A 24,453-nucleotide genomic window follows, 5' to 3' on the forward strand; every position below is an offset into this window, starting at 1 on the left:
ACTCGTATAAATATTTTTTGAGAAAGTGGTGAGAATAATGTGAAAATATTAGTGACAGGAAGCTCGGGATTTATAGGTAAGCGCGTATTAGACGTGGCGAATGCGAAAGGCTGGCATTGTTTAGCACAAGTTCGTAACGCGACGATCAACAATACGGTTGCTGAAGAGGCTATTGAAAAGGTTATCGTACCGAGTATTAATGCGGCTACAGATTGGTCGCGTGCATTGAAAGGTGTTGAATGTATCGTTCATTGTGCTGCTCGAGTCCATCAAATGAAAGAGTCTGAGGCAGATGCGTTAGTTGCTTACAGTGACGTGAACACCTTAGGCACCTTACAGTTAGCGCATCAGGCCGCTGAATTGGGGGTAAAACGATTTATTTTTCTTAGTTCAATCAAAGTTAATGGTGAGTTCACAGATGCCGGTTATCCTTTTTCAGTTCAAGCTAACCAGTCTCCTACAGACCCTTATGGTAAGAGTAAATATGATGCAGAGATCGGCTTAAAGAAAATTGCTGAAGAAACCGGCTTAGAAGTGGTGATAATTCGTCCACCTTTGGTTTATGGGCCGGGTGTGAAAGCAAATTTTCAATCAATGATGTCTTGGGTTAAGAAGGGGATCCCTTTACCTTTAGGAGCGATTAATAATCAGCGTAGCTTAGTCTTCATTGATAACTTAGTGGATCTTATTTTAACCGCTGCAGAACATCGAAATGCGGTTAATGGTACTTTTTTGGTTTCTGACGATAACGATATATCGACGACTCAGTTATTGAATACAGTTGCAATGGCGATGAACAAGTCATCTCGTTTATTACCTACACCTATGTCTTGGATTAAGCTTGCTACGACATTAATTGCCAAACCGCAAATTTTCCAACGTCTGTGTGGGAATCTGCAAGTGGATATCAGTGATACAAAAAATAGATTAAATTGGACTCCTCCTGTCAGCTTTGAAGTGGGGATTAAGAAAACCGTTGATAGTTTTGTGGTGAATAGTTGTGATTAGATTATTAGATTTTATATTGGCTTTTGTTGGCCTGCTCTTTTTATGGCCGATATTATTAGTTGTATATGTGATAGGTTTTTTTGATACAGGCTCACCGGTATTCATGCAAACGCGTGTCGGTAAAAATAAAAAACCATTCACCCTTATTAAATTTCGTACTATGCCAGTAGCAACAGAGTCAGTTGCTACTCACTTAGTTGCCGCTAGCGCTGTTACCAAGTTAGGTGGTTTTTTACGGAAAACCAAAATTGATGAATTACCGCAATTAATTAATGTGGTAAAAGGTGAGATGAGCTTAGTTGGCCCTCGTCCAAATTTATTTAATCAACACGAATTGATAAAACAGCGTGATGCATTAGGGGTATATTCGGTGCTTCCTGGGGTGACTGGTTTAGCTCAGGTACAAAACATTGATATGTCGACGCCGCAGTTACTTGCTAAAACAGATAAGCAAATGATCGATAGCTTAACCATCAAAGACTACTTCAAGTATATCATCATGACAGCAACCGGCAGCGGTTCAGGTGATGCGGTAAAATAATCTTTTTTATATCGTTTAAATCTAGGGTTCTCACGTTGGGCTTTTATTGCTAGTTCGATTGACGCCAACGAAGAGGGGTGGCTGAAGCCGCTCTTTTCCTTGTATCAACCGCAGCCAAGGTTTAAACTTATCCCACATTCCTTATTCCTTGTTAAAAGAGAACATAATGGCTGGTCCTCAGTTTATTTATTCGATGCATCGTGTTGGCAAAATTGTGCCACCGAAGCGTCACATTCTTAAAGATATCTCGCTTAGTTTCTACCCGGGTGCCAAAATCGGCGTATTAGGTCTAAACGGCTCAGGTAAATCAAGCTTATTACGTATCATGGCTGGCGTAGACAAAGACTTCGAAGGTGAAGCGCGTCCATTAGCGGGTACTAAAATTGGTTACTTACCGCAAGAACCAGTACTGGATCTAGAAAAAACAGTCCGTGAAGTTGTTGAAGAAGCGATTTCAGAACTGAAAGATGCAATGGCTGGTCTTGACCAAGTTTATGCTGATTACGCAGAACCAGATGCAGACTTTGATAAGCTAGCGAAGAAACAAGAAAGATTTGAAGCTATCATTCAAGCGCAAGATGGTCACAACATCGAAAACCAACTAGAGCGTGCTGCTAATGCATTACGTTTACCAGACTGGGACACTAAAATTAAAGTCCTTTCTGGTGGTGAACGTCGCCGTGTTGCTATCTGTCGTTTGTTACTCGAAAAACCAGACATGTTACTACTTGACGAACCAACCAACCATTTGGATGCTGAATCTGTAGCTTGGTTAGAACGTTACCTACTTGATTATGAAGGTACTGTTGTTGCTATTACGCATGATAGATATTTCCTTGATAATGTAGCCGGTTGGATCTTAGAGCTTGACCGTGGTGAAGGTATTCCATGGGAAGGTAACTACTCTTCTTGGTTAGAACAAAAAGATGAGCGTTTAGCACAAGAGTCATCAAAAGAAAGCGCGCGCAAAAAATCGATTGAAAAAGAATTGGAATGGGTACGTTCAAATCCAAAAGGTCGTCAAGCGAAAAGCAAAGCCCGTATGTCGCGTTTTGAAGAGCTTAACCAATCAGATTACCAACGTCGTAACGAAACTAACGAACTGTTTATCCCACCGGGTGAGCGTTTAGGCGACAAAGTAATTGAAGTTGAAAACCTAGGTAAAGCCTATGATGGTCGCGTATTAATTGACGACTTATCATTCTCTATGCCAAAAGGTGCAATCGTCGGTATCATCGGTCCCAATGGGGCAGGTAAATCGACGCTATTTAAAATGCTCGATGGTAGTGAGACTCCAGACAAGGGTTCTATCTCGGTTGGTGAATCAGTAAAAATTGCCAGTGTTGATCAGTTCCGTGATCACATGAACGGCGAAAATACTGTGTGGCAGGAATTGTCAGACGGTCTTGATATCATCAAGATCGGCAATTTTGAAATGCCATCACGTGCTTATTGCAGCCGTTTTAACTTTAAAGGCCTCGATCAGCAGAAACGTGTTGGTCATCTTTCGGGTGGTGAACGTGGTCGTTTACACCTGGCTAAATTGCTACAAGCTGGTGGTAACGTATTACTACTGGATGAGCCAACCAATGACTTGGATATCGAGACATTGCGTGCACTTGAAGAAGCAATTCTTGAGTTCCCTGGTTGTGCCATGGTTATTTCTCATGACCGTTGGTTCCTTGATCGTATCGCTACGCATATCTTAGATTACCGTGATGAAGGTCAAGTGAACTTCTACGAAGGTAACTACACAGATTACGAAGCATGGTTGAAGAAAACGTTAGGCCCTGAAGCAACGCAACCGCACCGCATCAAGTACAAACGTATTAGCTAATGTCGTTGTCAGTATTACTGACATAGCAACAAAGACTAATTAAGATTAAAAGCCTGTAATCATGATATTACGGGCTTTTTTTTGCTTTCTATTTAACAAATAGGCAGAATAGAAAGTCGATATAAACAATGGATTGTTGTATTCCCCGTGATAGTTATTAAACATATTTTTTTGAGCATCATGCTATGGCTGCATGTTGGACTTATCTCATCTGCGCACGCAGAGCATAACAGTGACCATGTGCGTCTTCTGTTACCGCCAGCGCCCATGGTTCAGTCGGCGGGTTATTACATGGCTCAGCATAAAGATTTTTTTAAACGGCAAGGGATCGACGTCGACTTATTGGCAACGCGCACTCGTCAATCAATAACTCAAACGGTGGATGAGGGTGAGGTTGAATACGGCGTCACCAATGCCGATATATTAATTGAAAAAGCCAACGGTCGAGCATTAGTGGCTGTTGCAGTGCTGTTTCAGCATTCTCCGGCCGCGCTATTAGTATTAAAAAACAAAGGTATTAATAAGTTAGCAGATTTAAATGATAAACGGGTATTACTACTGCCTAAATCTCGAGATATCGAAGTGATCAGTTTATTACGTAAATACCATATCCAATCAATTAACATATCATCGCCTGTGGTTACGCGAGATATAACCTCCTTGGTGAATAATCAATTTGACGCCTTAAGTATTAATTTAACCAGTGGCCCTTATAATGCCGTGCGTCAGGGCGTTGAACCGGTCATTTTTATGCCGAAAGACTATGGCATCGACTTTTACAATGGCTTCTTATTCACCAACGAGCAGGAAGCAAGGTTAAACCCTGAACGTGTTGCTGCGGTGCGTACGGCCGTATTACAAGGCTGGGAATATGCATTAACCCACACTGAAGAAACCCTCGATGTACTCGTCGGTTTACAAGTAGAACGTAGTGAAGAACGTAATGAAATACGCAATAAACTGAAGTACCAGTTGATTACGATTCGGAATTTTATCTTGCCAGATTTTGTGCCGCTCGGTTATATCAATCAGCAGCATCTACTGGATATGCAACAACAGTTGGTTGATTTTGATTTAATGGCCAAAGGCAGTGATTTCAGTGATTTTATTTATATCCCACCACGGGCGAAAATAGACTGGCAGGAGTGGGGGGGCTGGATAAAAGTGATTGTCGCTACGTTGTTTTTTAATGGCTTATGGTTATTTTATTTGTTGATTGTTAATCAACGATTAAAACGCGAGGTACTGGAAAGAAAACGCGCAGAGCAGCATGTACGGTATGCGGCAATGCATGATAATTTAACTGGGTTAGCCAATCGGGCGCAGTTAATGGATACCCTCGCGCATATATTCCCCCTCGCTAAGAAGGGTAAGATTAGTCCGGTATTATTGTTTATGGATCTGGATCGCTTTAAGCAGGTCAACGATCGCTATGGGCATGCGGCAGGCGATGAACTACTTATTGCCGCTGCGCAACGTATATCTCGTCTACTGGGCGGGCCGGGGGAACTGTTAACCCGCTTAGGTGGCGATGAGTTTGTGATCTTATTATCGAATTCTAATTTGACTTATGCTGGTCAGCTAAGTGACAAAATTGAACGAACCCTATTGCAATCATTTGCCTTATCCGTGTGTAATGTCTCTATCGGTATTAGTATTGGTTATAGTGTTTATCAGCCCAATATAAGCGCTGATGAGCTATTGACGGGTGCCGATAATGAAATGTATGCGATAAAAAGTGAGCATCACCAACAAAGAAAGAAAATAGTCTGTTAAATGGCATTCATCTTGCTTAGTTAGGGTTATTATCTATTAGTGACATTTTTCGTCGGCATTTAGTCGTATTATGGTTAATCGTTATAGCTTTCAAGCTAAGCGTAATAGTTGTATTCATTTTCAAATTTAAGCAGTGATCGCCAGCATGGAATTATCTCATTACGCAGATGTAATTAAAAAATTAACGACCTTGTATCATGAGCCTGATTTCAGCCGCTTAGTCGAGCAGCTGACTGAGGGGGAAAGCAACAGTACCCGTTTTTTAATTAAGATGGAAGTGAACCGTCTTTCAGCCCCAACTCGCCGGATCTTAGATTTTCGTCAACGCGGTGACAATGGCGTGATCGGCTATGAATATGGCGGTATTTTACATCACCTCACCCCGACCGAAATTAAATTATTAGAAGCACTGCTAGCACAACACCAAGGTAAATATACCTTAGGTATTTACGAAGAAGTATTGGCTTATCACCAAAGTGAACGCACTAAGCCTCCCGCTGAGCGAGATGTTGTCGTCATGGATCCTGTTGCCCTATTTACTGTGGAAGCGGTTCAATATGCGTCTTATTTTATTCGTAACGAAGAGCGTATGCATTATAGCTCGGGTATAAAGCTACGTGTTGGTGATCGTGTTGTTGATGCGATGACGTCAGATATATCAACCAGTGGCATAAAAGTTAAAATAGATAAAAACCATAATATTGCCGCTGGCAGTTTAGTTAATGTCAATTTTTCTAGTTTACGTCAAGAATATGCCAATCATTTGTTGCGTGATTTTTTTGCTTACAAGCTGATGGGCGTCGATGAAGAAGAAAAGTGTGACTATTTACGCTTGATGCGTATTGATGATAACAACGAATTAGATACGTTCATCTCTAAGTTGATCGCGCAGAACAAGAGCAAGTATAAAGTCAACGTACGCTATCAAGAAGAGAATGTCGTTGTTAAAGGCTACGAGCAATTCTTTTTACCCCGGATGTCTGGTCTACCGTTATATGTCTCGAATGATGGGAAACCGGTATTAAGTCATTTATTATTGAATGAAAATAACCGTGGTGTATATGATTATTGGGTTAATGAAGAATCGAAGAGTCAGTTAGAAGCATGCTGGCAGATGCCTTGGATGCAAGCCTTGTTACAAGCGAAGCAAGCTATCGACACGACGATTTACAGTTTTTATTATACCCAGAATGGCCGTTTGTATTTTTATGCCGCAGATGCGGCTAGTTTGGCTAAGTCCGGTTCAAAAGCGCTGTTTTTATCGTTTGCCTGTCAACGACCTAATTTTCGGGTATTTAAACTGTCATTAAATCCATCAAAATTTGATGAAAATAAGCATTTACTGGCATCTGCAAGTAACCAACAGCCGATTGGCATGACAACGCTAGCGGCGCTGCAAGATATTCGTTGGGTGGGGTTATTACAAGATATAACCAATGAACATATTCTCAGCGATTATAAAGCCTATGCCCAGCAGGGCAGTGATTTTAATCAGTTACATCAATATCGCTTACCGGCAGCTGAACAACGCGCGCAATTAAGCCAGTTTAAGTATGTGCAATTACGTAAAGAAGCGCGATTCAGTTATAAAACTGCAATTGTAGTGAGTAATACCGAGCTTAGTATTAAAGGTTGGAGTAATGACTTTTCCACCGAAGGGCTACAGATCGAATTAGAAGCGCCATTAGATGTGCAGATTGGTCATCGTGTTTACCTTGAACTACCTATGCTGCAAAAACTGTCAAAGAAAGTCGCGCTGGCGAACTTAGCTTACAGTGTGGTTGGCTGTAATAAAGCCAAGACCATTTTACATTTGCAGATATCCGGTGATAAAGATACCCATATTGGCTGTCAATTTTTTAGCCTGTTGATTAGCAGTAATAAAGATAAATTAAAGAGTATGCCTGAGCCGAGTCAATCTCCGGGAGTGACGGCGGTATTGCGCAACATGTATTGCCAGAATCTGGCGACGATGCCCTTGTATATCCATAAGGTAGGTAACAATTACCAGATGGATAGAATAGGCATTAGCCCGAATGAAAATAGCTTATTACCGTTATTCGAATTTTTTGGGCAAGCTGAAGCGCCTTATAATCTGTTTCCGTTACTGTCTGACAACGGTATTAAGCAGGTGTTTGATGACGCATTAGAGAGTTTACAGTCAACTTATCGACCTTGGCAACGGGTACTTTATATTGCTATTGCCTCTAGTGATTCAACGGTGACAACCAAATTTGAGCTGGACTTTACCGATGAACATGAACGCCGCCAGTTTGTTTCCCATGGATTACAAAAAGGTGCTTTCTTTGCTATTCAAGTGATGTTATCGCGTACTGGCCGACCGGATATGGAATTCATTGAAAAAGAGCTGAATTACGTCAGTCATTATGCGGTGCACAGAGCGAAGAAGTTGGAAGATGAATTGTGGAGCGTACGTGGTGTGGTTGATTTGATTGATGTATTGGATGAACTGCTGTATCGACTGGGTTTACGACGCGGACGTTAATGCGTTATTAATAATGCCCACGTGTCGCTAACGTGGGCATATATAGTGTGATGCGGTTACTATACAATACAATACAATACTAAGACCAACTCGCTTCGACACAAGTTGCCGCGTATAATAATCCTACCAAACCTTCTAAATCATGATGATTCAACGCTACCTGGGCTTGTTGCTGGACAATCGGTTTCGCATGGATCGCCACGCCTAATGCCGCGCTTTTCAGCATAATTAAATCATTAGCACCATCACCTATCGCCACCGTTTGTTGCGGCGCTATCTGATACTGTGTTGCTAGCGCTTGTAGTGTATCTGCTTTTACTTGGGCATCGACTATATCGCCAATGACCTTACCGGTTAAGAGTCCATCGACTATCTCTAACTCATTGGCATAAACGGCATCAAAGCCTAAATCGGCTTGCAAGCGTTCGGCAAAGTAAGTAAAACCACCAGAAGCGATAGCGACTTTCCAATTAGCTCGATGTAACGTCGCAATCAATAATTCTAGCCCTGGCATCAATGGCATTGCATCCGCCACTTGGGTCAACACCGCTTCTGGGCAGTTGGTTAATGTCGCAACACGTGAACGTAAGCTTTCTGAAAAATCTAACTCGCCATTCATTGCCTTTGCTGTCACAGCTGCAACTTGCTCACCAACGCCGGCTAGTTTGGCTATTTCATCAATACATTCAATTTGAATAGTCGTTGAATCCATATCCATCAACACGACACCCGGCTGACTTAAGCTTGGTAGTGTTTGGCTAAACGCATAATCCACATGGTAATCATTGCTCCAACTCGATAACCTCGCGTTAAACTGCTGGCGTAATTCAGCTGAGAGTTCGGTGAATAGTTCAGTAAATCCTAACACCACGATATTACCCTGCGTGGCATTGCTGTTTATTAATGGATCCGTTGTTCGCGGGTCGGTTACCAATGGCTCCATGGCGAGCGGATAAGTCGCTGGTGGATAAATGATAATATCAGCAGACGGTTGCAGTGTGCTTAAAGCGGACAATAAAGTGAGTAAGGCGTCACTGGCTACAGTAGGGCCGATTAACGTGAGATAATAGCTATTATTGTCACTGCCGCTACTACTACCGCAATTAGGCTTGTTCATAACTTGCTGCTGTTGTGCAGAAATATTAAATTTACCTTGGCAATATGTGACTTGTTTTATATTCGTGCTATTTTGCGTGCTTTGTTGAAAGTGCTGCAAGCTTAACAATTGTCGCCATGCTATTGGCGGGGTATTACGAAATAAAGTCTCAGCGAGTTGCGTCATTTTGCTACTAATCCTTGTAAACGATAGGTTACTACTAGTAAAGATAACGCATTCGACTTAAAATTGCGATTCGTAATTACGCTATGCAGAAAGGATCTTGCTGTGGTTAAAATGAAGAATAATGACAAGCCCGTAGACCGCGCGCTTGTGCCACATGAACCGCATTTAGCGACTCAGCAGGCGGGCAAAGATAGCCAGAACAGTAAAGACAGTTGGTCTAAGCGTCGAAATAGATTTCTGAAAGGGCAAACTTCATTACTTATCGCATTAAGTTTGAGTACATTTTTCATTTTCATTGCCATCTCGTTATATAACAATGTCACGGCGTCGCGTTATCAGCAGGTGGATATGTTGGTGCATTCATTATTGGATTATCCGACTAAAATGGCGGCTAACCTGATTGTCGCACGTAGCTCAAAGGATCGTGAGCTCCGTATTAGCAGTAAAAAACAACTACAACAGCTGGTGGATGAAGTAAGCGAAAATCAGTATGTGACTAGCCTGCATATTTTTTCCGAAAATGGTAAGTTATTAAGTTCTTCACAAGAAGATTATATCGCCGCGTTAGTGGCGCAAAAAGAGTATGTGGCACCAACGGGTGTGCGGGTATATTTGAAACCGATATTAGCAGACGATTCATTAGGAAATAAGAAACCAGTGGGTTTTTTACAGCTGCATTTTGGTTATCAAGACATGCTGAAAACCTTCACTATTTTCCAGTTTGATGCCACTAAGTCTATTTTAATTTTGTTTCTGTTGTTATTGCTGTTTGGTGTCATTATCGGTGTGACGATCAACCGCGTACATCATAAGTTTCGTTCAAAAGGGTAATCTGATGTCTAAACATATACATATACATATTCTGGGTATTTGTGGCACCTTCATGGGTGGCATTGCGGTTCTGGCTAAACAGCTAGGGTATAAAGTCACGGGTTCGGATGCCAATGTGTATCCGCCAATGAGCACTCAGTTAGAAGAACAAGGTATCGAACTGATTGAAGGGTATGATCCTAGCCAACTGGATCCCGCGCCAGACATGGTCATTGTCGGTAATGCTATGTCACGAGGCAATCCTTGTGTTGAGTACCTGTTAAATCGTAAGTTACCCTATACCTCTGGTCCACAGTGGTTATCTGAACATTTATTGCAACACCGCTATGTGATTGCCGCTTCTGGTACGCATGGTAAAACCACCACGGCTGCGATGGTGGCTTGGATCTTAGAATATGCCGGATTAGAGCCGGGTTTCTTAATTGGTGGTGTACCACAGAATTTCACTGAATCAGCCCGTTTGGGTGGCGGTTATTTCTTTGTCATCGAAGCCGATGAATACGATACCGCCTTTTTTGATAAGCGTTCTAAGTTTGTGCATTATCAGCCCAATACCCTGATCATGAATAACTTGGAATATGATCATGCCGATATTTTCCCAGACTTAGCGGCTATTCAACGTCAATTTCATCATGTAGTAAGAACAGTACCGGGTAATGGTCTGATCTTAATGCCTGATAACGTACCTGCATTAGATGAAGTCAAAGCCCAAGGTTGTTGGACCCCTGTGCAGTGCTTGGGTGATGAGCATAATAGCCATTGGCAAGCGAAGACGTTACGTGCAGATGCGAGTGAATTTGAAGTTTACTGCAAAGGCGAGTTAGCTGGAGTGGTGAAGTGGAATTTAATTGGTGAGCATAATTTACAAAATGGCATGATGGCGATCGCGGCGGCGCATTATGCCGGCGTTGAATTAAGCCAAGCGATTACCGGACTCGGTGAGTTTAAAACCCCGAAACGCCGTATGGAAGTCAAAGGTGAGGTTCAAGGTATTCGTGTATACGATGACTTTGCCCATCATCCTACAGCTATTACGACGACATTAGCTGGCTTACGTGCTGCTGTGGGTGATGAACGTATTATTGCAGTATTGGAACCACGTTCTAACACTATGCGTATGGGCACGCATCAGCAAGCGTTAGCGCAATCGTTAGCTGTGGCTGATGATGTATTGTTATACCAACCTGAAGGCTTAGACTGGAATCTACAACCGATCGCTGACGAGTTGTGTGCATCGGATGAATCAGGGGCGGACAATAATAACAAAGCGGCTATCCATCAGCACATCGATGGTTTGATTAATGAGATCAGCAAACGCGCACATGCACAGTCAGGTCCATGCCATGTACTGATTATGAGTAATGGTGGTTTTGCTGGTATTCATGATAAGTTGCTCGCTAAGCTATAGCTTACAAAAGAATTTATAAGAATAGCGTTCAAATAATAATTAATATGAATAAGGGTTATAGATACGATGCAAACTAACGCGGTGACTAGCACTAAAGCAGAATTCAGTAAGCGTATTACCTTAGGTATTAGCGGGGCATCAGGCTCACAATACGCAGTACGTTTATTAGAGTTATTATTAGCGGCCAATGTACAAGTGCATTTGTTGATGTCGGATGCTGCCAAGGTAGTCATGGCTACCGAAACTGATGAACAATGGCCTGCGGACAATAAATCACTGCAGCTATTTTTAACCGATAAATACCAAGCCAAAGCAGGGCAGTTATTAGTACCAAGTAGTAAAGATTGGTTCTCACCCGTGGCATCGGGTTCTGGCGCACCAAAACAAATGGTGGTCTGTCCGTGTAGTATGGGGACTGTCGCGGCCGTCGCCCAAGGCATATCGACTAACTTGTTACAACGCGCTGCTGATGTTGTATTAAAAGAACGCGGACAGTTAGTCTTGATCCCACGTGAGACACCACTGTCGCCGATCCACTTAGAAAACATGCTGAAGTTATCGCGCTTAGGGGTAACCATCATGCCTGCTGCACCGGGGTTCTACCGTAAGCCTAAAACACTGGATGATCTTATTGATTTGATGGTTGCACGTATTTTGGATCATTTAGATGTGGACCAGGATATTTATGCGGGGTGGGGGCGTTAAAGGATAAATACGACCCCCTCCCAACCTCCCCCTACTTTTTATTAGTGAAGTAAGGGGAGGAGCAAGGACAAGATAAAGGCTTCGTTGCCTATTTGGCTTGGCGCTATTTTAGTTCCCTCCCTTTTTTTAAGGGGAGGGTTAGGGTGGAGTCGTTCTTTGGCCGGGAGGGGGGCTTCTCTTAAGCTTTCGCCAATGCCGACGTCACGTACTTCTCTAAAAACGCAATAATATCTTCTCTACTCATCGGCTTTGGTTGATTAACCAGCTGCAAGATCATATAGCCTTGATTTGACAAACTGCGGGCAAACTCCGTGGTGGTTAAATAAGTGTTTATTTCACCAGATGCGATCGCGGGTGCTATTTTGTTACTGATAATCGCAATATTACTATCGAGTAAGGCCAAGTAACGTGGCCAGGTATCCTCACGAATCGATGAACTCCACTCCAGCCAGATATAGGTAAATTGTGGATTGTTGATTGCAGCATCGACAAAATCGGCTAAATAATCATGAATGGCTTGATGGGCACTTTTACTTGAATGGGAACTGTTGTTTTCTTGCCCGGTTATATCAATAAAGTTCTTTCGCACCATGTCACTGAAAAAATCTTCAATTTGTATTAATACATGATCAACCAGTTGTTCTCTGCTACTGAAGTAGTTAAATACCGTGGCAACTGAGACCTGCGCTAATGCTGCTATTTCGGCATGACCTGCACGACCCAGGCCGCGTTTGGAGAATACTTCAATGGCACACAGCATCAATTGTTGCCGACGTGCTTCGGGGGATAGACGGGTACGCCGTCTGATTACTGCAGGCATTTCCATATGTTGCATCCAGGTGAGAGTATATAAATGTTAAATTATTGTTAAGGTTATCACTAGGGTTACACTCAGTTCAACTGTAATGCGAAACTAATCGTATTTTTACAGCCATGTTGGTGATGGTTTTATAACTAAAATAAGGTCGTTTTTATGAAACTGTTTAGATTATTGCCGCAGGACTGTTAAACTATGCGCAGCTATATTTGAGATACCATTCTTGAATTATAAGATAACCCTATTTTTGATTTCAATTACTGCCTGCAGTACTGAAATCGTTTGGAGAATTAACATGAAACACACTGTTGAAGTGATGATCACTGAAGCTGATATTCAAGCAAAAGTAAAAGAGTTAGCGGCACAAATTGAAACACATTATAAAGATACCGAGACGCTAATCATTGTTTGCTTATTACGTGGTTCGGTTATTTATATGTCGGATCTGTGTCGCCACATTAACTTGCCGGTTGAATTAGATTTCATGACCGCATCAAGCTACGGTAATTCAATGGAAAGTAACCGTGATGTACGTATCTTAAAAGATTTAGATAGCGACATTAAAGGTAAAGACGTACTTATCGTTGAAGACATCATTGATACGGGGTTCACGTTAAGCAAGATTAAAACGATGTTAGAACTGCGTGATCCTAAATCAATCACTATTACAACGTTACTAGATAAGCCTTCTCGTCGTGAAGTGGCTGTACCGGTTGATTGGGTTGGTTTTGAGATCCCTGATGAATTCGTGGTTGGTTATGGTATCGATTACGGTCAAAAATACCGTAACTTACCTTACGTAGGTAAAGTGGTACCGCTAGAAGGTTAAGTTTCACTTAATCATCCAGAGTCGTTTAAAGACGTTCAGCTCGCCGTTAATACATCTATGTAGGCTTGGGCTGGCATCCCTGCCAGCAACAGCTGATCTTACTTTAAGCGACTCTTTTTATTATCCCCCTTTTAGCTACAACAGACTCTAGCCTTTCATAGCTTGTTTAATGAAGAGTCACTACTTCCCTCTCGCATTTCTACGTTATTCCAGTATAATTCAGCTCCCATTCTTGATTAGGTTTGTTCATCACATGACATTAGCACTTGAAATAACAGGGCTCCAGAAGACCTATTCTGGCGGAGTTCAAGCGGTTAAAGATATAAATCTTACCGTAGCCAAAGGTGACTTCTATGCGCTATTAGGGCCTAACGGTGCGGGTAAGTCGACCACGATCGGCGTGATGAGCTCACTGGTAAATAAAACCGCCGGGCAAGTTAAGATCTTCGGTTACGATATTGATACAGACCTTGAAGCGGCAAAGAGCCATATTGGTTTAGTACCACAAGAATTTAATTTTAATCCGTTTGAGAAAATTGAAAACATTATCGTCAATCAAGCGGGTTATTACGGCGTACCACGTAAAGAAGCGTTAGTGCGTTGTGAAGCGTTATTAAAACAACTGGAATTATGGGATAAACGCCATGAAGCGGCGCGTAATTTATCGGGTGGTATGAAGCGTCGATTAATGATCGCGCGCGCATTAGTACATAATCCTCAACTACTTATTTTAGATGAACCGACCGCGGGTGTTGATATTGAGTTACGCCGTACTATGTGGGAATTCTTGCAACGTAAGAATGAGCAGGGCATTACCATTATCCTGACGACCCATTATTTAGAAGAAGCGGAAATGCTGTGCCGTAATATTGGTATTATTGATAAAGGTCTGTTGATTGAGAATACCTCAATGAAGACGCTGTTATCGAAGCTCAATAGTGAATCCTACCTACTGGATGTGAACAGCCAATTAATTAAACCTGAATTAGACGGTTACAGCTGCCGATTATTGGATGACCATACTTTAGAAGTTGATGTGGCTAAGGGTCGAGGTTTGAATTCGTTGTTTGCGCAATTAGCGGCGATGAATATTCAAGTACAAGGTATCCGTAATAAAGAGAATCGTTTAGAAGCGTTGTTTATGGATATAGTGGAGCAGGGGCGGGGAAAACAAGCGTAATACTTGTTTGTTCCACGAATTGATTAAAGACGAGAGCTCGCCGTAAACCCATCCATGGGGGCTTGCGTTGGCATCCCTGCCAACAACAGCTCTCTTTCTTTAATGAATTCGTTATTTGTGGAGATAGTGCTAGGCTGTCTGCATCGTATTAAGAGTTAGTTTTCACCGATATTTGAGTAGGTTAGTTAAAATGAAACAAAATTATTTAATCGCGTTTAACAGTATTTTAAATAAAGAAATCACCCGTTTTACCCGTATTTGGGTGCAAACATTAGTACCGCCTGCGATCACTATGTCGTTGTACTTTGTAATATTCGGTAACCTGATTGGTTCTCGTGTCGGTCAGATGGATGGCTTTAGTTATATGGCATTTATCGTGCCTGGTTTGATCATGATGTCGGTGATCACCAATTCGTATTCTAATGTCGCGTCGTCGTTTTACAGCGCTAAGTTTCAGGGTAATATTGAAGAGCTATTAGTATCACCTGTACCTACGTATATCATTATTGCGGGTTATGTCGGCGGTGGTGTGGCTCGTGGCGTGCTGGTGGGCTTTATTGTTACCTGCGTATCGCTGTTCTTTGTGCCATTACAGATCCACAGTGTATTGGTGATCGTCACTACGTTATTGCTGACTTCTATTTTATTCGCGTTAGCGGGTTTATTAAATGCCATCTTTGCGAAAAGCTTTGATGATATTTCAATTATCCCGACGTTTATATTAACGCCATTAACCTATCTCGGGGGGGTATTTTATTCAACATCATTACTCCCGCCAGTATGGGAAACTATTTCACACGCCAATCCAATCATTTATATGGTCAGTGCATTCCGTAATGGTTTCTTAGGTATTGAAAATATTCCATTATTCTACTCATTTGCTGTCATCATTGGTTTCATTGCCGTGTTATATACACTGGTATATCGCTTGATCAGTAAAGGTGTAGGTTTAAGAAGTTAAGAATAAACAAGACCCCCTCCCAACCTCCCCCTAAAGATAAGGGGAGGAGCTGTCTTATTCCCCCCTTTACTTTAAGGGGGGGCTAGGGGGGGTCATCACTAAATTATTTAAAACTGGTAAAAAACATGAACACAGAACAAGATGACGCTATGGGTAACTCTCGCGAGATCACCACCAACCAAGCTGGCTTGAACGAGCACCTCGACGAAGTGGTATTAAAGCATCTCGCCCACAAATTCCGTAAACCATACCGTAAACATACGGTTGAAGCGTTTGAGCAGATGCAAGCGATTGTCGCTGAGGATCCGCGTCCTATTATCTTTGATTCTTGCTGTGGTGTCGGTGAGAGTACGGCTAAGATCGCGCAGCTTCACCCAGACTGTTTAGTGTTTGGTATGGATAAGTCGGCAGACCGCTTAGACCGTAACGATCAACATCGTCATGCTCATCAAGTGGACGGGCAGGTTTATCACTTATTCCAAGTTGATTTAAACGATCTGTGGCGTTTAGCGGTTGATGCGGGTTGGCAGTTACACAAGCATTATATTTTGTATCCAAATCCTTGGCCAAAAGCCAAACACCTGCAACGTCGTTGGCATGGTGCTGCAGTATTTCCGTCTATTATTGCCTTGGGTGGAGAGTTGGAGTTACGTAGTAACTGGCCACTCTATTTACAAGAGTTTCAGCGTGCGTTGGAATTGGCTAAAGTGGATAGTGTATTGCAGACTTATGCCGCTGAAGAAGCGACAACACCGTTCGAGCGTAAATATTGGGCAAGTGGTCAAACCTCATGGCAATTGGTCGCTAATTTGTAATTAATTAGCCCCATCTTACATTTGCTTACAGTTTTAAAAAGCGCAGTTTGGTATTTTAATTTATACACTGCGCTTTTTTTATGCTTGGGGATAACTAGGGGATAGTTAGTCATATTAAGCATGTTTTTTAAGTGGTTGTGTTTAATGCTTAGTCATGGTTATTGGTTTAATTTCATTGGTTGGTGAGATGTTAGGTATTAATACCAATACTATTAAATTAAATTAAATTAAATTAAATTATATTATATTACTAACAATTGGTTATCCATTATGGAGTAGCTTAAATGCTTGATTAAGGTAAGGGATTATGCGAATATGGCCCCATTTTTGAGTGTTAATAGAAAATTAATAAGATAATAAATCACTGTTTATAATACTTTACAGAATTGTTAGCGGTGATTTATTATGCTTTATAATTTAATTAGTTATCGGTCTTGGGGTACTGCAACCCTAGGGCGGTAGCGTGTTTGTTGTGTCTGTAAATTATTTATTTTTGGTTAAATATTTACGTTTATATTCAGATGCACGTGCAAATATCACCACAGAGACTAGCGTGAAAGCGATGCCGTTTGCATAAATGAGTTCTTCGTTTTCGATTAACTGATAAAGGCTAACTAGTATCACCAAGATAACAACCATCAGATTGAGATTGTGTAGCCTAGGATGATCGTTAGTAAAAATGGCATAACGTCTGAACATGATAATGTTTTACTCTGTCGTTATATATACGAAAATATGTATGTAGTTAACCTAACCTAACATATCTACATCGTACAGAATAAATTAAAATTAGAAATTAACGCCTAAATATGTGACCGGTATCTTGTTGCCTTGTTCATTTTAGTTATTTCCCCATCATCGGGGTATAATCCCGCCACTTTAAAAGATGTAACTCTGGAACCTATGAATCATTATAAAAAATTATTGGTGGCTGCGGCCTTACCTATAATACTCGCGGGTTGTACTGTACCTGGCTCATACTTAAATGTAGATGATAAAACTACAAGTGCCAATGATGATCGTGACGGTAATCGTTCAGAAAATGTTGATATTTTAGATCGCGTTAATTTATATCCATTAACAGCAGACAAAATGGCGACCTATAAAGCGCCGCGCCAAAGTGCCCAGATTAACCCCGCGTTAGATGCCAAGTTAGCGGCGTATGAATACCGCGTTGGTGCTGGTGATATTTTAAATGTCACTATTTGGGACCATCCAGAACTAACTATTCCAGCCGGTTCTTACCGTAGTGCCAGTGAATCAGGTAACTGGGTACACGCAGACGGTACTATTTTCTATCCTTATATCGGCTTTGTTCAAGTTGCAGATAAAACGGTAGTTGAAATTCGCGCCATGTTAACTAAAAAACTAGCCAAGTTTATCGAAACACCACAAGTAGACGTGAATGTGGCGGCATTCCGCTCTAAAAAAACTTACATCACAGGTGAAGTGGATAAACCTGGTCAGCAGTTTATTACCAACGTGCCGTTAACACTGCTAGATGCGATTAACGATGCTGGTGGTTTAGCGGAAGAAGCTGATTGGCGTAATGTCACTCTCACACGTCAAGGTTCTGAACAAGCGTTGTCGCTACATGCATTAATGCAACGTGGTGATTTAACGCAAAACCGGTTATTAATGCCGGGTGATATTGTTCATGTACCACGTAATGATGGTCAAAAAGTATTTGTCATGGGTGAAGTTAACGAGCCTAAGTTATTAAAAATTGATCGTGCAGGTATGAGCCTAACGGAAGCATTAAGCAGTGTTGGCGGTATTAACCAGTTAGCAGCCGATGCGACCGGTATCTTCGTTGTACGTGCTAACCGCGCTGTTGATATAGACAATGCTGAATCGACGACTGAGTCAAAAGAATCTAACAATACTATTGCTGACATTTATCAACTCGATATCAGTAATGCTGCAGCCTTGGTAATTGGTACAGAATTTGAATTACAACCTTACGATATCGTTTACGTAACAGCGGCGCCAATTACCCGTTGGAATCGTGTTATCGGTCAAATATTACCAACAATTTCAGGCTTTAACGAGCTAACTGAAGGCGTTAACCGTGTTCGTGCTTGGTAATTAATCGCGTTGGCATTAAAGAATGAATTGAAGGCTATGAATTAAAAGGGTTTGCTATGTTTAATAATATTTTAGTGGTATGCGTGGGTAATATTTGTCGCTCACCCTCGGGCGAGTATTTACTTAAGTCGTTATTACCGAATAAAAATATCGAATCAGCGGGCGTTGGTGCATTAGTCGGTAAACCTGCAGATAAACAAGCTTGTCAGGTCGCAGAAGAACACGGCATTAGCTTAGCGGGTCATCAAGGTCGTCAGTTAACGTCTGCCTTGTGTCGAGAATTTGATTTGATCTTAGTTATGGAACAAGGTCATATCAACGCGGTGACTAATATTGCCCCTGAAGCCCGTGGTAAAACCATGCTGTTTAGTCATTGGTTACAAAAACAAGATATACCTGATCCGTATCGCCAAAGTAAAGAAGCGTTCGACCATGCTTATAAACTCATTGAAGCTTCAGCTAAGGCTTGGGCGCTGAAGTTAAGTTAAAAGCAGCAACAGCTAAGAGCAATTAAGTTGATAGAGCTAAGCTAAAAGCAGTTTGGTAAATAGACAAAAGCTAAATTTAAATATTGGAATTAGATAATAATTATGAGCAGTAATACTCTTAATCAAACGAACAAACCGCAGCAGTCACAGCAATCAAACAGTGACGGAGATGAAATCGATCTCGGTAAACTATTCGGTATCTTACTCGATGCGCGTTGGAGCATTATCGCTGTTACGTTTATCTTTGCGATATTTGGTGTCAGCTATGCGTTATTAGCAACACCTGTTTACAAAGCGGATGCGTTGATCCAAGTTGAACAAAAAAGCAGTGGCATGTCGGCATTGGTTGGTGACATGGGCGACATGTTTTCAAGTGAATCGTCTGCAACGACTGAAGTTGAGATCATAAAATCACGTATGGTCTTAAGTAAAACGGTTGAAAAGCTAAATTTAACCACACTTGCTGTGCCTAAATACTTACCAGTTATTGGTAAAGGTTTCGCACGCATGAGCGGTCAACAAAATGACATTGCTATTAGTCGTTTTGACATTCCAAGTTACGCTTCTGCTTATACTCAATCGGCATTTAACTTAATTATTGATGATGCCAGTAAAGGTGCTTATTCGTTATATGATGCAGATGAACGTAAAGTATTATCCGGTGTAGTAGGTGAGTTAGCGCAGAACAATGATTACCGTTTATTTGTACAAGCGTTAGTGGGTAACAATGCAGATGAATTCGCCGTTGTTAAACGATCTTCATTCGATGCTATCCAGTGGTTACAACAAAATTTATCGGTAAGTGAACGTGGTAAGCAAACTGGTATTTTAGAATTGTCATTCAGTGGCGAAGATAAAGTCTTAATCCAAGCTATTTTGAATGACGTAAGCCAAAACTACTTCTTACAAAATGTAGAACGTAACTCTGCAGAAGCAGAAAAAAGCTTAGAATTTTTACAAGGTCATCTACCGAATATTAAAATTGAATTGACGGCTGCTGAAGATCGGTTGAATCGTTTCCGTCAAGACAATGACTCTATCGATTTGGGTTTAGAAGCGCAATCTACTTTGAAAGTAATGGTCGCATTAGAAGCCCAGTTAAATCAATTAACCTTTAAAGAAAGTGATATTAGCCAAAAATTCACCAAAGACCATCCCGCTTACAAATCGTTATTAGATAAACGTCAGGTATTATTTGGTGAGAAAGAACGTTTAAACAAACAAGTGCAAAAACTACCGAAAACCCAACGTGCGGTACTGCGTATGACTCGTGATGTTGAAGTGAATCAACAGATTTATATTCAATTGCTTAACAAGGTGCAAGAACTCAGTATTTTGAAAGCCGGAACGGTTGGTAATGTACGTATTTTAGATACAGCACAAGCCTATAGCAACGCGGTTAAACCGAAGAAATCACTGATTGTGATATTGGCTACATTATTAGGTTGCATGCTTTCGGTTGCAGTTGTGCTAGTACGTGCGGCATTACATAAGGGCGTTGAGAATCCGGATGAAATTGAAGCATTAGGTTTACCGGTTTATGCCAGCATCCCCATGTCTGATTGGCAGGCAAAGATGGACAGCAAGGTTAAACAAAATAAGCGTAAGAAAAAGCTCGAGTTACATGAAACATTATTAGCAGAATCAAACCCTGCGGATCTAGCAATTGAAGCATTACGTGGTCTACGTACCAGCATGCATTTTGCCATGATGGAAGCGAAGAACAACGTAGTGATGATCTCTGGTCCAGCCCCTGGTATTGGTAAATCGTTTGTATCTGTTAACTTTGCCGCTGTTATTGCTAAGACTGGACAAAAAGTGTTGATTGTCGATGGTGATATGCGTAAAGGTTATTTACAACGTCATTTCAATCTTGATTGGGATCACGGTTTGTCAGAAATGCTCTCTGGTAAGTTAGAAACTAAAGACGTAATTAAAATATCTGGTATTGAAAACCTGGATGTAATTACCCGCGGTCAAATCCCACCAAACCCTTCTGAATTATTAATGCACCCACGCTTTAGCGATTTTGTTGAATGGGCATCAAGCCAATATGATTTAGTAATCATCGATACGCCACCGGTACTTGCGGTAACAGATCCAAGTATTGTCGGTGCTCTGGCGGGAACTACTTTGATGGTTGGTCGCTTTGGTCAAAATACAGTGAAAGAAATTGAAGTCGCACGTCATCGCTTTGAAATGGCCGGGATTGAAGTTAAAGGCTTTATTCTGAATGCTGTCGAGAAGAAGGCTAGTGCGTCTTATGGGTATGGTTATTATAACTATAGCTATGAGAGTGATAAGTCTTAGGTTATTTCCGGGACCTATTGGGGCCTGTTACTAAACACCCGTAATAGCTAGGCTGCACAACGGATTGCCCGACATGGAATGTCTCAAAATAGATAAAGTATGTCTCAGTGGTGTAAACATCGCTGAGATATAAAAATGAACAATATCAGTTAACCTTCATTTATATTCTCGCTTTCGTGAGTTAATTTTAGAATTCAATACAAGAGAAAACTATGAGAATCCTCGTTACTGGCGGTGCTGGTTTTATCGGCTCTGCTGTTATTCGTCATGTCATCAATAATACTAATGATAGCATCATCAATGTAGATAAATTAACTTACGCCGGTAATTTAGAATCACTAGCTGAAATTGAAAATAACGAACGCTACGCGTTTGAACAAGTCGATATTTGCAACCGAGCAGAACTTGATCGAGTGTTCTCAGAGTGTCAACCTGATGCAGTTATGCACTTGGCTGCAGAGTCGCATGTAGACCGTTCAATTGATGGTCCCGCTGCATTTATTGAAACCAACATTGTTGGCACGTATACGTTACTCGAAGCGACCCGTTTTTACTGGAATCAACTTGAGGCAAAGCGTAAAGAGGCATTTCGCTTCCACCATATTTCTACAGATGAAGTATATGGTGATTTAGAAGGAACTGATTACTTATTTACCGAAACAACGTCATATGAGCCCAGTAGCCCTTATTCAGCATCAAAGGCATCAAGTGATCATTTAGTTCGCGCTTGGCAGCGAACATACGGTCTACCAACGTTGGTAACTAATTGTTCTAATAACTACGGTCCTTATCATTTCCCAGAAAAACTGATCCCATTAGTTATTTTAAATGCGGTTGAGGGAAAACCGTTACCTGTTTATGGTAACGGAATGCAAATTCGTGATTGGTTATATGTAGAAGACCACGCACGTGCGTTATATAAAGTAGTGACTGAAGGTGAGGTCGGTGAAACCTATAATATTGGTGGTCATAACGAGAAAGCAAACATTGAAGTTGTGAAAACCATTTGCACTTTACTTGAAGAGTTAGTTCCAAATAAGCCTGATGGTGTTTCTAATTATCAAGATTTGATTACCTACGTAACAGATCGACCTGGACATGATGTTCGTTACGCAATCGACGCGTCAAAGATTGAGCGTGAACTTGACTGGACACCAAAGGAAACTTTCGAATCAGGTATTCGAAGTACTGTTGAATGGTATTTAAATAATAAAACATGGTGGTCTCGTGTATTAAATGGTTCGTATAGTCTTGAACGTCTAGGCACATCAGAAAGTAATGAGGGGAAATAAGATGAAAGGAATTATTCTTGCGGGCGGTTCTGGTTCACGTCTTTATCCGTTAACACGTGTGTATCAAAGCAGTTACTCCCTATTTATGATAAACCAATGATTTTTACCCATTATCAGTATTAATGTTAGCTGGAATTCGAGATGTGTTAATCATTACAACGCCTGAAGATAATGCGGATTTCAAACGCTTATTAGGTGATGGTAGTGATTTTGGTATTAATATTGAGTATGCAATTCAAGAAAGTCCCGATGGTTTAGCACAAGCATTTTTAATTGGTGAAGAATTCATTGGGGATGATAATGTCTGCTTAGTGCTCGGTGATAATATTTTTTATGGGCAATCGTTTTCTGAAATATTGAAAAATGCAGTATCTCGTGAAATCGGTGCAACTGTTTTTGGATATCAAGTGAAAGATCCAGAGCGTTTCGGGGGTGTAGATTTTGATGATAATATGCGCGCGCTTTCTATTGAAGAAAAGCCAGCGAAACCTAAATCAAATTATGCAGTCACAGGATTATACTTTTACGATAATCGAGTTGTAGACTTTGCTAAAAAAGTAAAACCATCTGAACGTGGTGAGTTAGAAATTACCAGTATTAATCAAATGTACCTTGAAGATGGTTCTCTAAACGTTGAATTACTAGGCCGTGGGTTTGCTTGGTTGGATACAGGAACTCATGAAAGCTTGCATGAAGCATCTTCATTTGTTCAAACCATTGAGCATGTGCAGGGTTTAAAGGTTGCTTGCTTAGAAGAGATTTCATGGCACAATGGCTGGTTAACTAACGATCAAGTGCTTGAAATAGCTAAGCCTATGATGAAAAATGAGTATGGACAATATTTAAAACGTCTAATAGATAGCGCTAATAAAAATTTCTAATAAAGGTAAATAATAAACATGCGAGTATTGATTACAGGTTGCAACGGGCAGGTTGGACATTGTTTAACTAAGCAGTTAAAGAAAAAAGAAGACATGGTCATACTCGCTTTAACTCGAGATGACTTAGATATCTCAGATGCTAATGCAGTCGAAAAAATAGTCTTAAAGTTTAATCCTCATATTATAATTAATGCGGCTGCGTATACTGCCGTTGATAATGCAGAAAAAGAAGCTGATTTGTCTTATCAGATAAATTGTAATGGTCCTCAGTATCTTGCTGAAGCCGCGAACAAGATCGATGCTGCTATGTTACATATTTCGACAGATTATGTGTTTTCTGGAGATAAAGATGGTCAGTACCATCCAGAAGATCTAACCATGCCACAGGGTGTTTACGGAGAAAGTAAACTTGCAGGTGAACTGGCTGTAATAGCAGCCTGTGATAAACATATAATCCTAAGAACGGCTTGGGTATTTGGTGAACATGGTAATAACTTTGTAAAAACAATGCTACGTCTTGGGAAAAGTAGAGATTCATTAAGTATTGTTGGTGACCAATTTGGTGGACCTACCTATGCGGGAGATATTGCCACGGCCTTAATTGAGATCGCAATTCAAATCGAGATCGGTAAGAATATCGAGTATGGTATTTACCACTTTTCTGGATTTCCACATGTCAGTTGGTTTGAATTTGCAGAATCTATTTTTAGTGAAGCAAAAACGCAACAGGTATTGAATAATGTTCCAGTTTTAAATTGCATTCCTACCAGTGATTATCCAACACCGGCTAAACGTCCCGCGAATTCAAAGTTATCCACAGATAAGATTATGGATAATTTTGGTATTACTGCAAGTGACTGGAAAACTGCATTAAATGACGTTAAGTACTACGCGTAAT

At 41.1% G+C, this 24,453-nt stretch carries 20 protein-coding genes and 1 pseudogene; 18 read left to right on the top strand and 3 right to left on the bottom strand.

From position 1 onward, the window contains the following. Positions 1 to 39 precede the first annotated feature (39 nt). The 5 genes from A923_RS0107385 to A923_RS0107410 all read left to right on the top strand — a co-directional run bounded on the left by A923_RS0107385 (position 40) and on the right by A923_RS0107410 (position 7,668). Positions 40 to 1,008 (top strand): UDP-glucose 4-epimerase family protein, encoded by a 969-nt coding sequence (locus A923_RS0107385; protein WP_026006130.1) that lies wholly within the window; start codon positions 40 to 42, stop codon positions 1,006 to 1,008. Further along, a complete protein-coding gene (locus tag A923_RS0107390) occupies positions 1,001 to 1,549 on the top strand; it encodes a sugar transferase (protein ID WP_017221027.1) in 549 nt (182 codons plus the stop codon). Before A923_RS0107385 ends, A923_RS0107390 begins: the two co-directional genes overlap by 8 nt. 166 nt (positions 1,550 to 1,715) lie before the next feature. Beyond that, on the top strand, positions 1,716 to 3,386 hold the full coding sequence (ettA, locus tag A923_RS0107400; RefSeq protein ID WP_017221029.1) for an energy-dependent translational throttle protein EttA: 1,671 nt from the start codon (positions 1,716 to 1,718) through the stop codon (positions 3,384 to 3,386). Positions 3,387 to 3,566: 180 nt separating this feature from the next. After that, entirely contained in the window at positions 3,567 to 5,162 is a 1,596-nt protein-coding gene (locus A923_RS0107405; RefSeq protein WP_017221030.1) for a GGDEF domain-containing protein, read from the top strand. Positions 5,163 to 5,307: 145 nt separating this feature from the next. Next, positions 5,308 to 7,668 carry a PilZ domain-containing protein gene (locus A923_RS0107410; protein ID WP_017221031.1) on the top strand — a complete coding sequence of 787 codons (2,361 nt, stop codon included), beginning with the start codon at positions 5,308 to 5,310 and terminating at the stop codon, positions 7,666 to 7,668. Between the two features lie 79 nt (positions 7,669 to 7,747). On the opposite strand, the gene serB is transcribed toward A923_RS0107410, so the two are convergent. Continuing rightward, positions 7,748 to 8,950, bottom strand: coding sequence for a phosphoserine phosphatase SerB (serB, locus tag A923_RS0107415; RefSeq protein WP_017221032.1), 1,203 nt, complete (start codon positions 8,948 to 8,950; stop codon positions 7,748 to 7,750). Between the two features lie 111 nt (positions 8,951 to 9,061). Between serB and A923_RS0107420 the strand changes: the two genes are divergently transcribed. From A923_RS0107420 to A923_RS0107430, 3 genes are all read left to right on the top strand, one after another. Beyond that, a complete protein-coding gene (locus A923_RS0107420) occupies positions 9,062 to 9,781 on the top strand; it encodes a hypothetical protein (protein ID WP_237716188.1) in 720 nt (239 codons plus the stop codon). Between the two features lie 4 nt (positions 9,782 to 9,785). Beyond that, positions 9,786 to 11,189, top strand: a complete 1,404-nt coding sequence (mpl, locus tag A923_RS0107425; RefSeq protein ID WP_017221034.1) for a UDP-N-acetylmuramate:L-alanyl-gamma-D-glutamyl-meso-diaminopimelate ligase — start codon at positions 9,786 to 9,788, stop codon at positions 11,187 to 11,189. Between the two features lie 66 nt (positions 11,190 to 11,255). Next, entirely contained in the window at positions 11,256 to 11,894 is a 639-nt protein-coding gene (locus A923_RS0107430) for a flavin prenyltransferase UbiX (protein WP_017221035.1), read from the top strand. Positions 11,895 to 12,072: 178 nt separating this feature from the next. Here A923_RS0107430 and A923_RS0107435 read toward each other — a convergent pair whose 3' ends face one another. Continuing rightward, positions 12,073 to 12,720, bottom strand: a complete 648-nt coding sequence (locus A923_RS0107435; protein ID WP_017221036.1) for a TetR/AcrR family transcriptional regulator — start codon at positions 12,718 to 12,720, stop codon at positions 12,073 to 12,075. Between the two features lie 286 nt (positions 12,721 to 13,006). Here A923_RS0107435 and hpt point away from each other — a divergent pair, with 286 nt between their 5' ends. From hpt to trmB, 4 genes are all read left to right on the top strand, one after another. Continuing rightward, entirely contained in the window at positions 13,007 to 13,540 is a 534-nt protein-coding gene (hpt, locus tag A923_RS0107440) for a hypoxanthine phosphoribosyltransferase (RefSeq protein WP_017221037.1), read from the top strand. 253 nt (positions 13,541 to 13,793) lie between these two features. Beyond that, on the top strand, positions 13,794 to 14,720 hold the full coding sequence (locus A923_RS0107445; RefSeq protein ID WP_017221038.1) for an ABC transporter ATP-binding protein: 927 nt from the start codon (positions 13,794 to 13,796) through the stop codon (positions 14,718 to 14,720). 190 nt (positions 14,721 to 14,910) lie between these two features. Beyond that, positions 14,911 to 15,681, top strand: coding sequence for an ABC transporter permease (locus A923_RS0107450; RefSeq protein WP_017221039.1), 771 nt, complete (start codon positions 14,911 to 14,913; stop codon positions 15,679 to 15,681). Between the two features lie 125 nt (positions 15,682 to 15,806). Further along, complete coding sequence (trmB, locus tag A923_RS0107455) at positions 15,807 to 16,496, top strand: tRNA (guanine(46)-N(7))-methyltransferase TrmB (RefSeq protein WP_017221040.1); 690 nt, start codon at positions 15,807 to 15,809, stop codon at positions 16,494 to 16,496. Between the two features lie 483 nt (positions 16,497 to 16,979). Here the strand turns inward: trmB and A923_RS22960 are convergent, their stop codons facing one another. After that, positions 16,980 to 17,195: a hypothetical protein gene (locus A923_RS22960; RefSeq protein WP_033197568.1), complete on the bottom strand. Its 216-nt coding sequence runs from the start codon at positions 17,193 to 17,195 to the stop codon at positions 16,980 to 16,982. A 204-nt stretch (positions 17,196 to 17,399) separates the two neighbouring features. Between A923_RS22960 and A923_RS0107465 the strand changes: the two genes are divergently transcribed. The 6 genes and pseudogenes from A923_RS0107465 to rfbD all read left to right on the top strand — a co-directional run bounded on the left by A923_RS0107465 (position 17,400) and on the right by rfbD (position 24,452). Next, positions 17,400 to 18,584: a polysaccharide export protein gene (locus tag A923_RS0107465; RefSeq protein ID WP_017221042.1), complete on the top strand. Its 1,185-nt coding sequence runs from the start codon at positions 17,400 to 17,402 to the stop codon at positions 18,582 to 18,584. Positions 18,585 to 18,640: 56 nt separating this feature from the next. Then, on the top strand, positions 18,641 to 19,072 hold the full coding sequence (locus tag A923_RS0107470) for an arsenate reductase/protein-tyrosine-phosphatase family protein (RefSeq protein ID WP_017221043.1): 432 nt from the start codon (positions 18,641 to 18,643) through the stop codon (positions 19,070 to 19,072). 102 nt (positions 19,073 to 19,174) lie between these two features. After that, a complete protein-coding gene (locus tag A923_RS0107475) occupies positions 19,175 to 21,382 on the top strand; it encodes a polysaccharide biosynthesis tyrosine autokinase (RefSeq protein WP_017221044.1) in 2,208 nt (735 codons plus the stop codon). 212 nt (positions 21,383 to 21,594) lie between these two features. Continuing rightward, entirely contained in the window at positions 21,595 to 22,674 is a 1,080-nt protein-coding gene (rfbB, locus tag A923_RS0107480; protein ID WP_017221045.1) for a dTDP-glucose 4,6-dehydratase, read from the top strand. Position 22,675: 1 nt separating this feature from the next. Next, a pseudogene (rfbA, locus tag A923_RS22500) lies at positions 22,676 to 23,555 on the top strand (glucose-1-phosphate thymidylyltransferase RfbA). Positions 23,556 to 23,573: 18 nt separating this feature from the next. After that, on the top strand, positions 23,574 to 24,452 hold the full coding sequence (gene rfbD / locus A923_RS0107490) for a dTDP-4-dehydrorhamnose reductase (protein WP_017221047.1): 879 nt from the start codon (positions 23,574 to 23,576) through the stop codon (positions 24,450 to 24,452). The last annotated feature ends 1 nt before the right edge of the window (position 24,453 follow it).

The sequence above is a fragment of the Moritella dasanensis ArB 0140 genome (genome assembly GCF_000276805.1).
In the GTDB taxonomy this organism is placed as follows: domain Bacteria; phylum Pseudomonadota; class Gammaproteobacteria; order Enterobacterales; family Moritellaceae; genus Moritella; species Moritella dasanensis.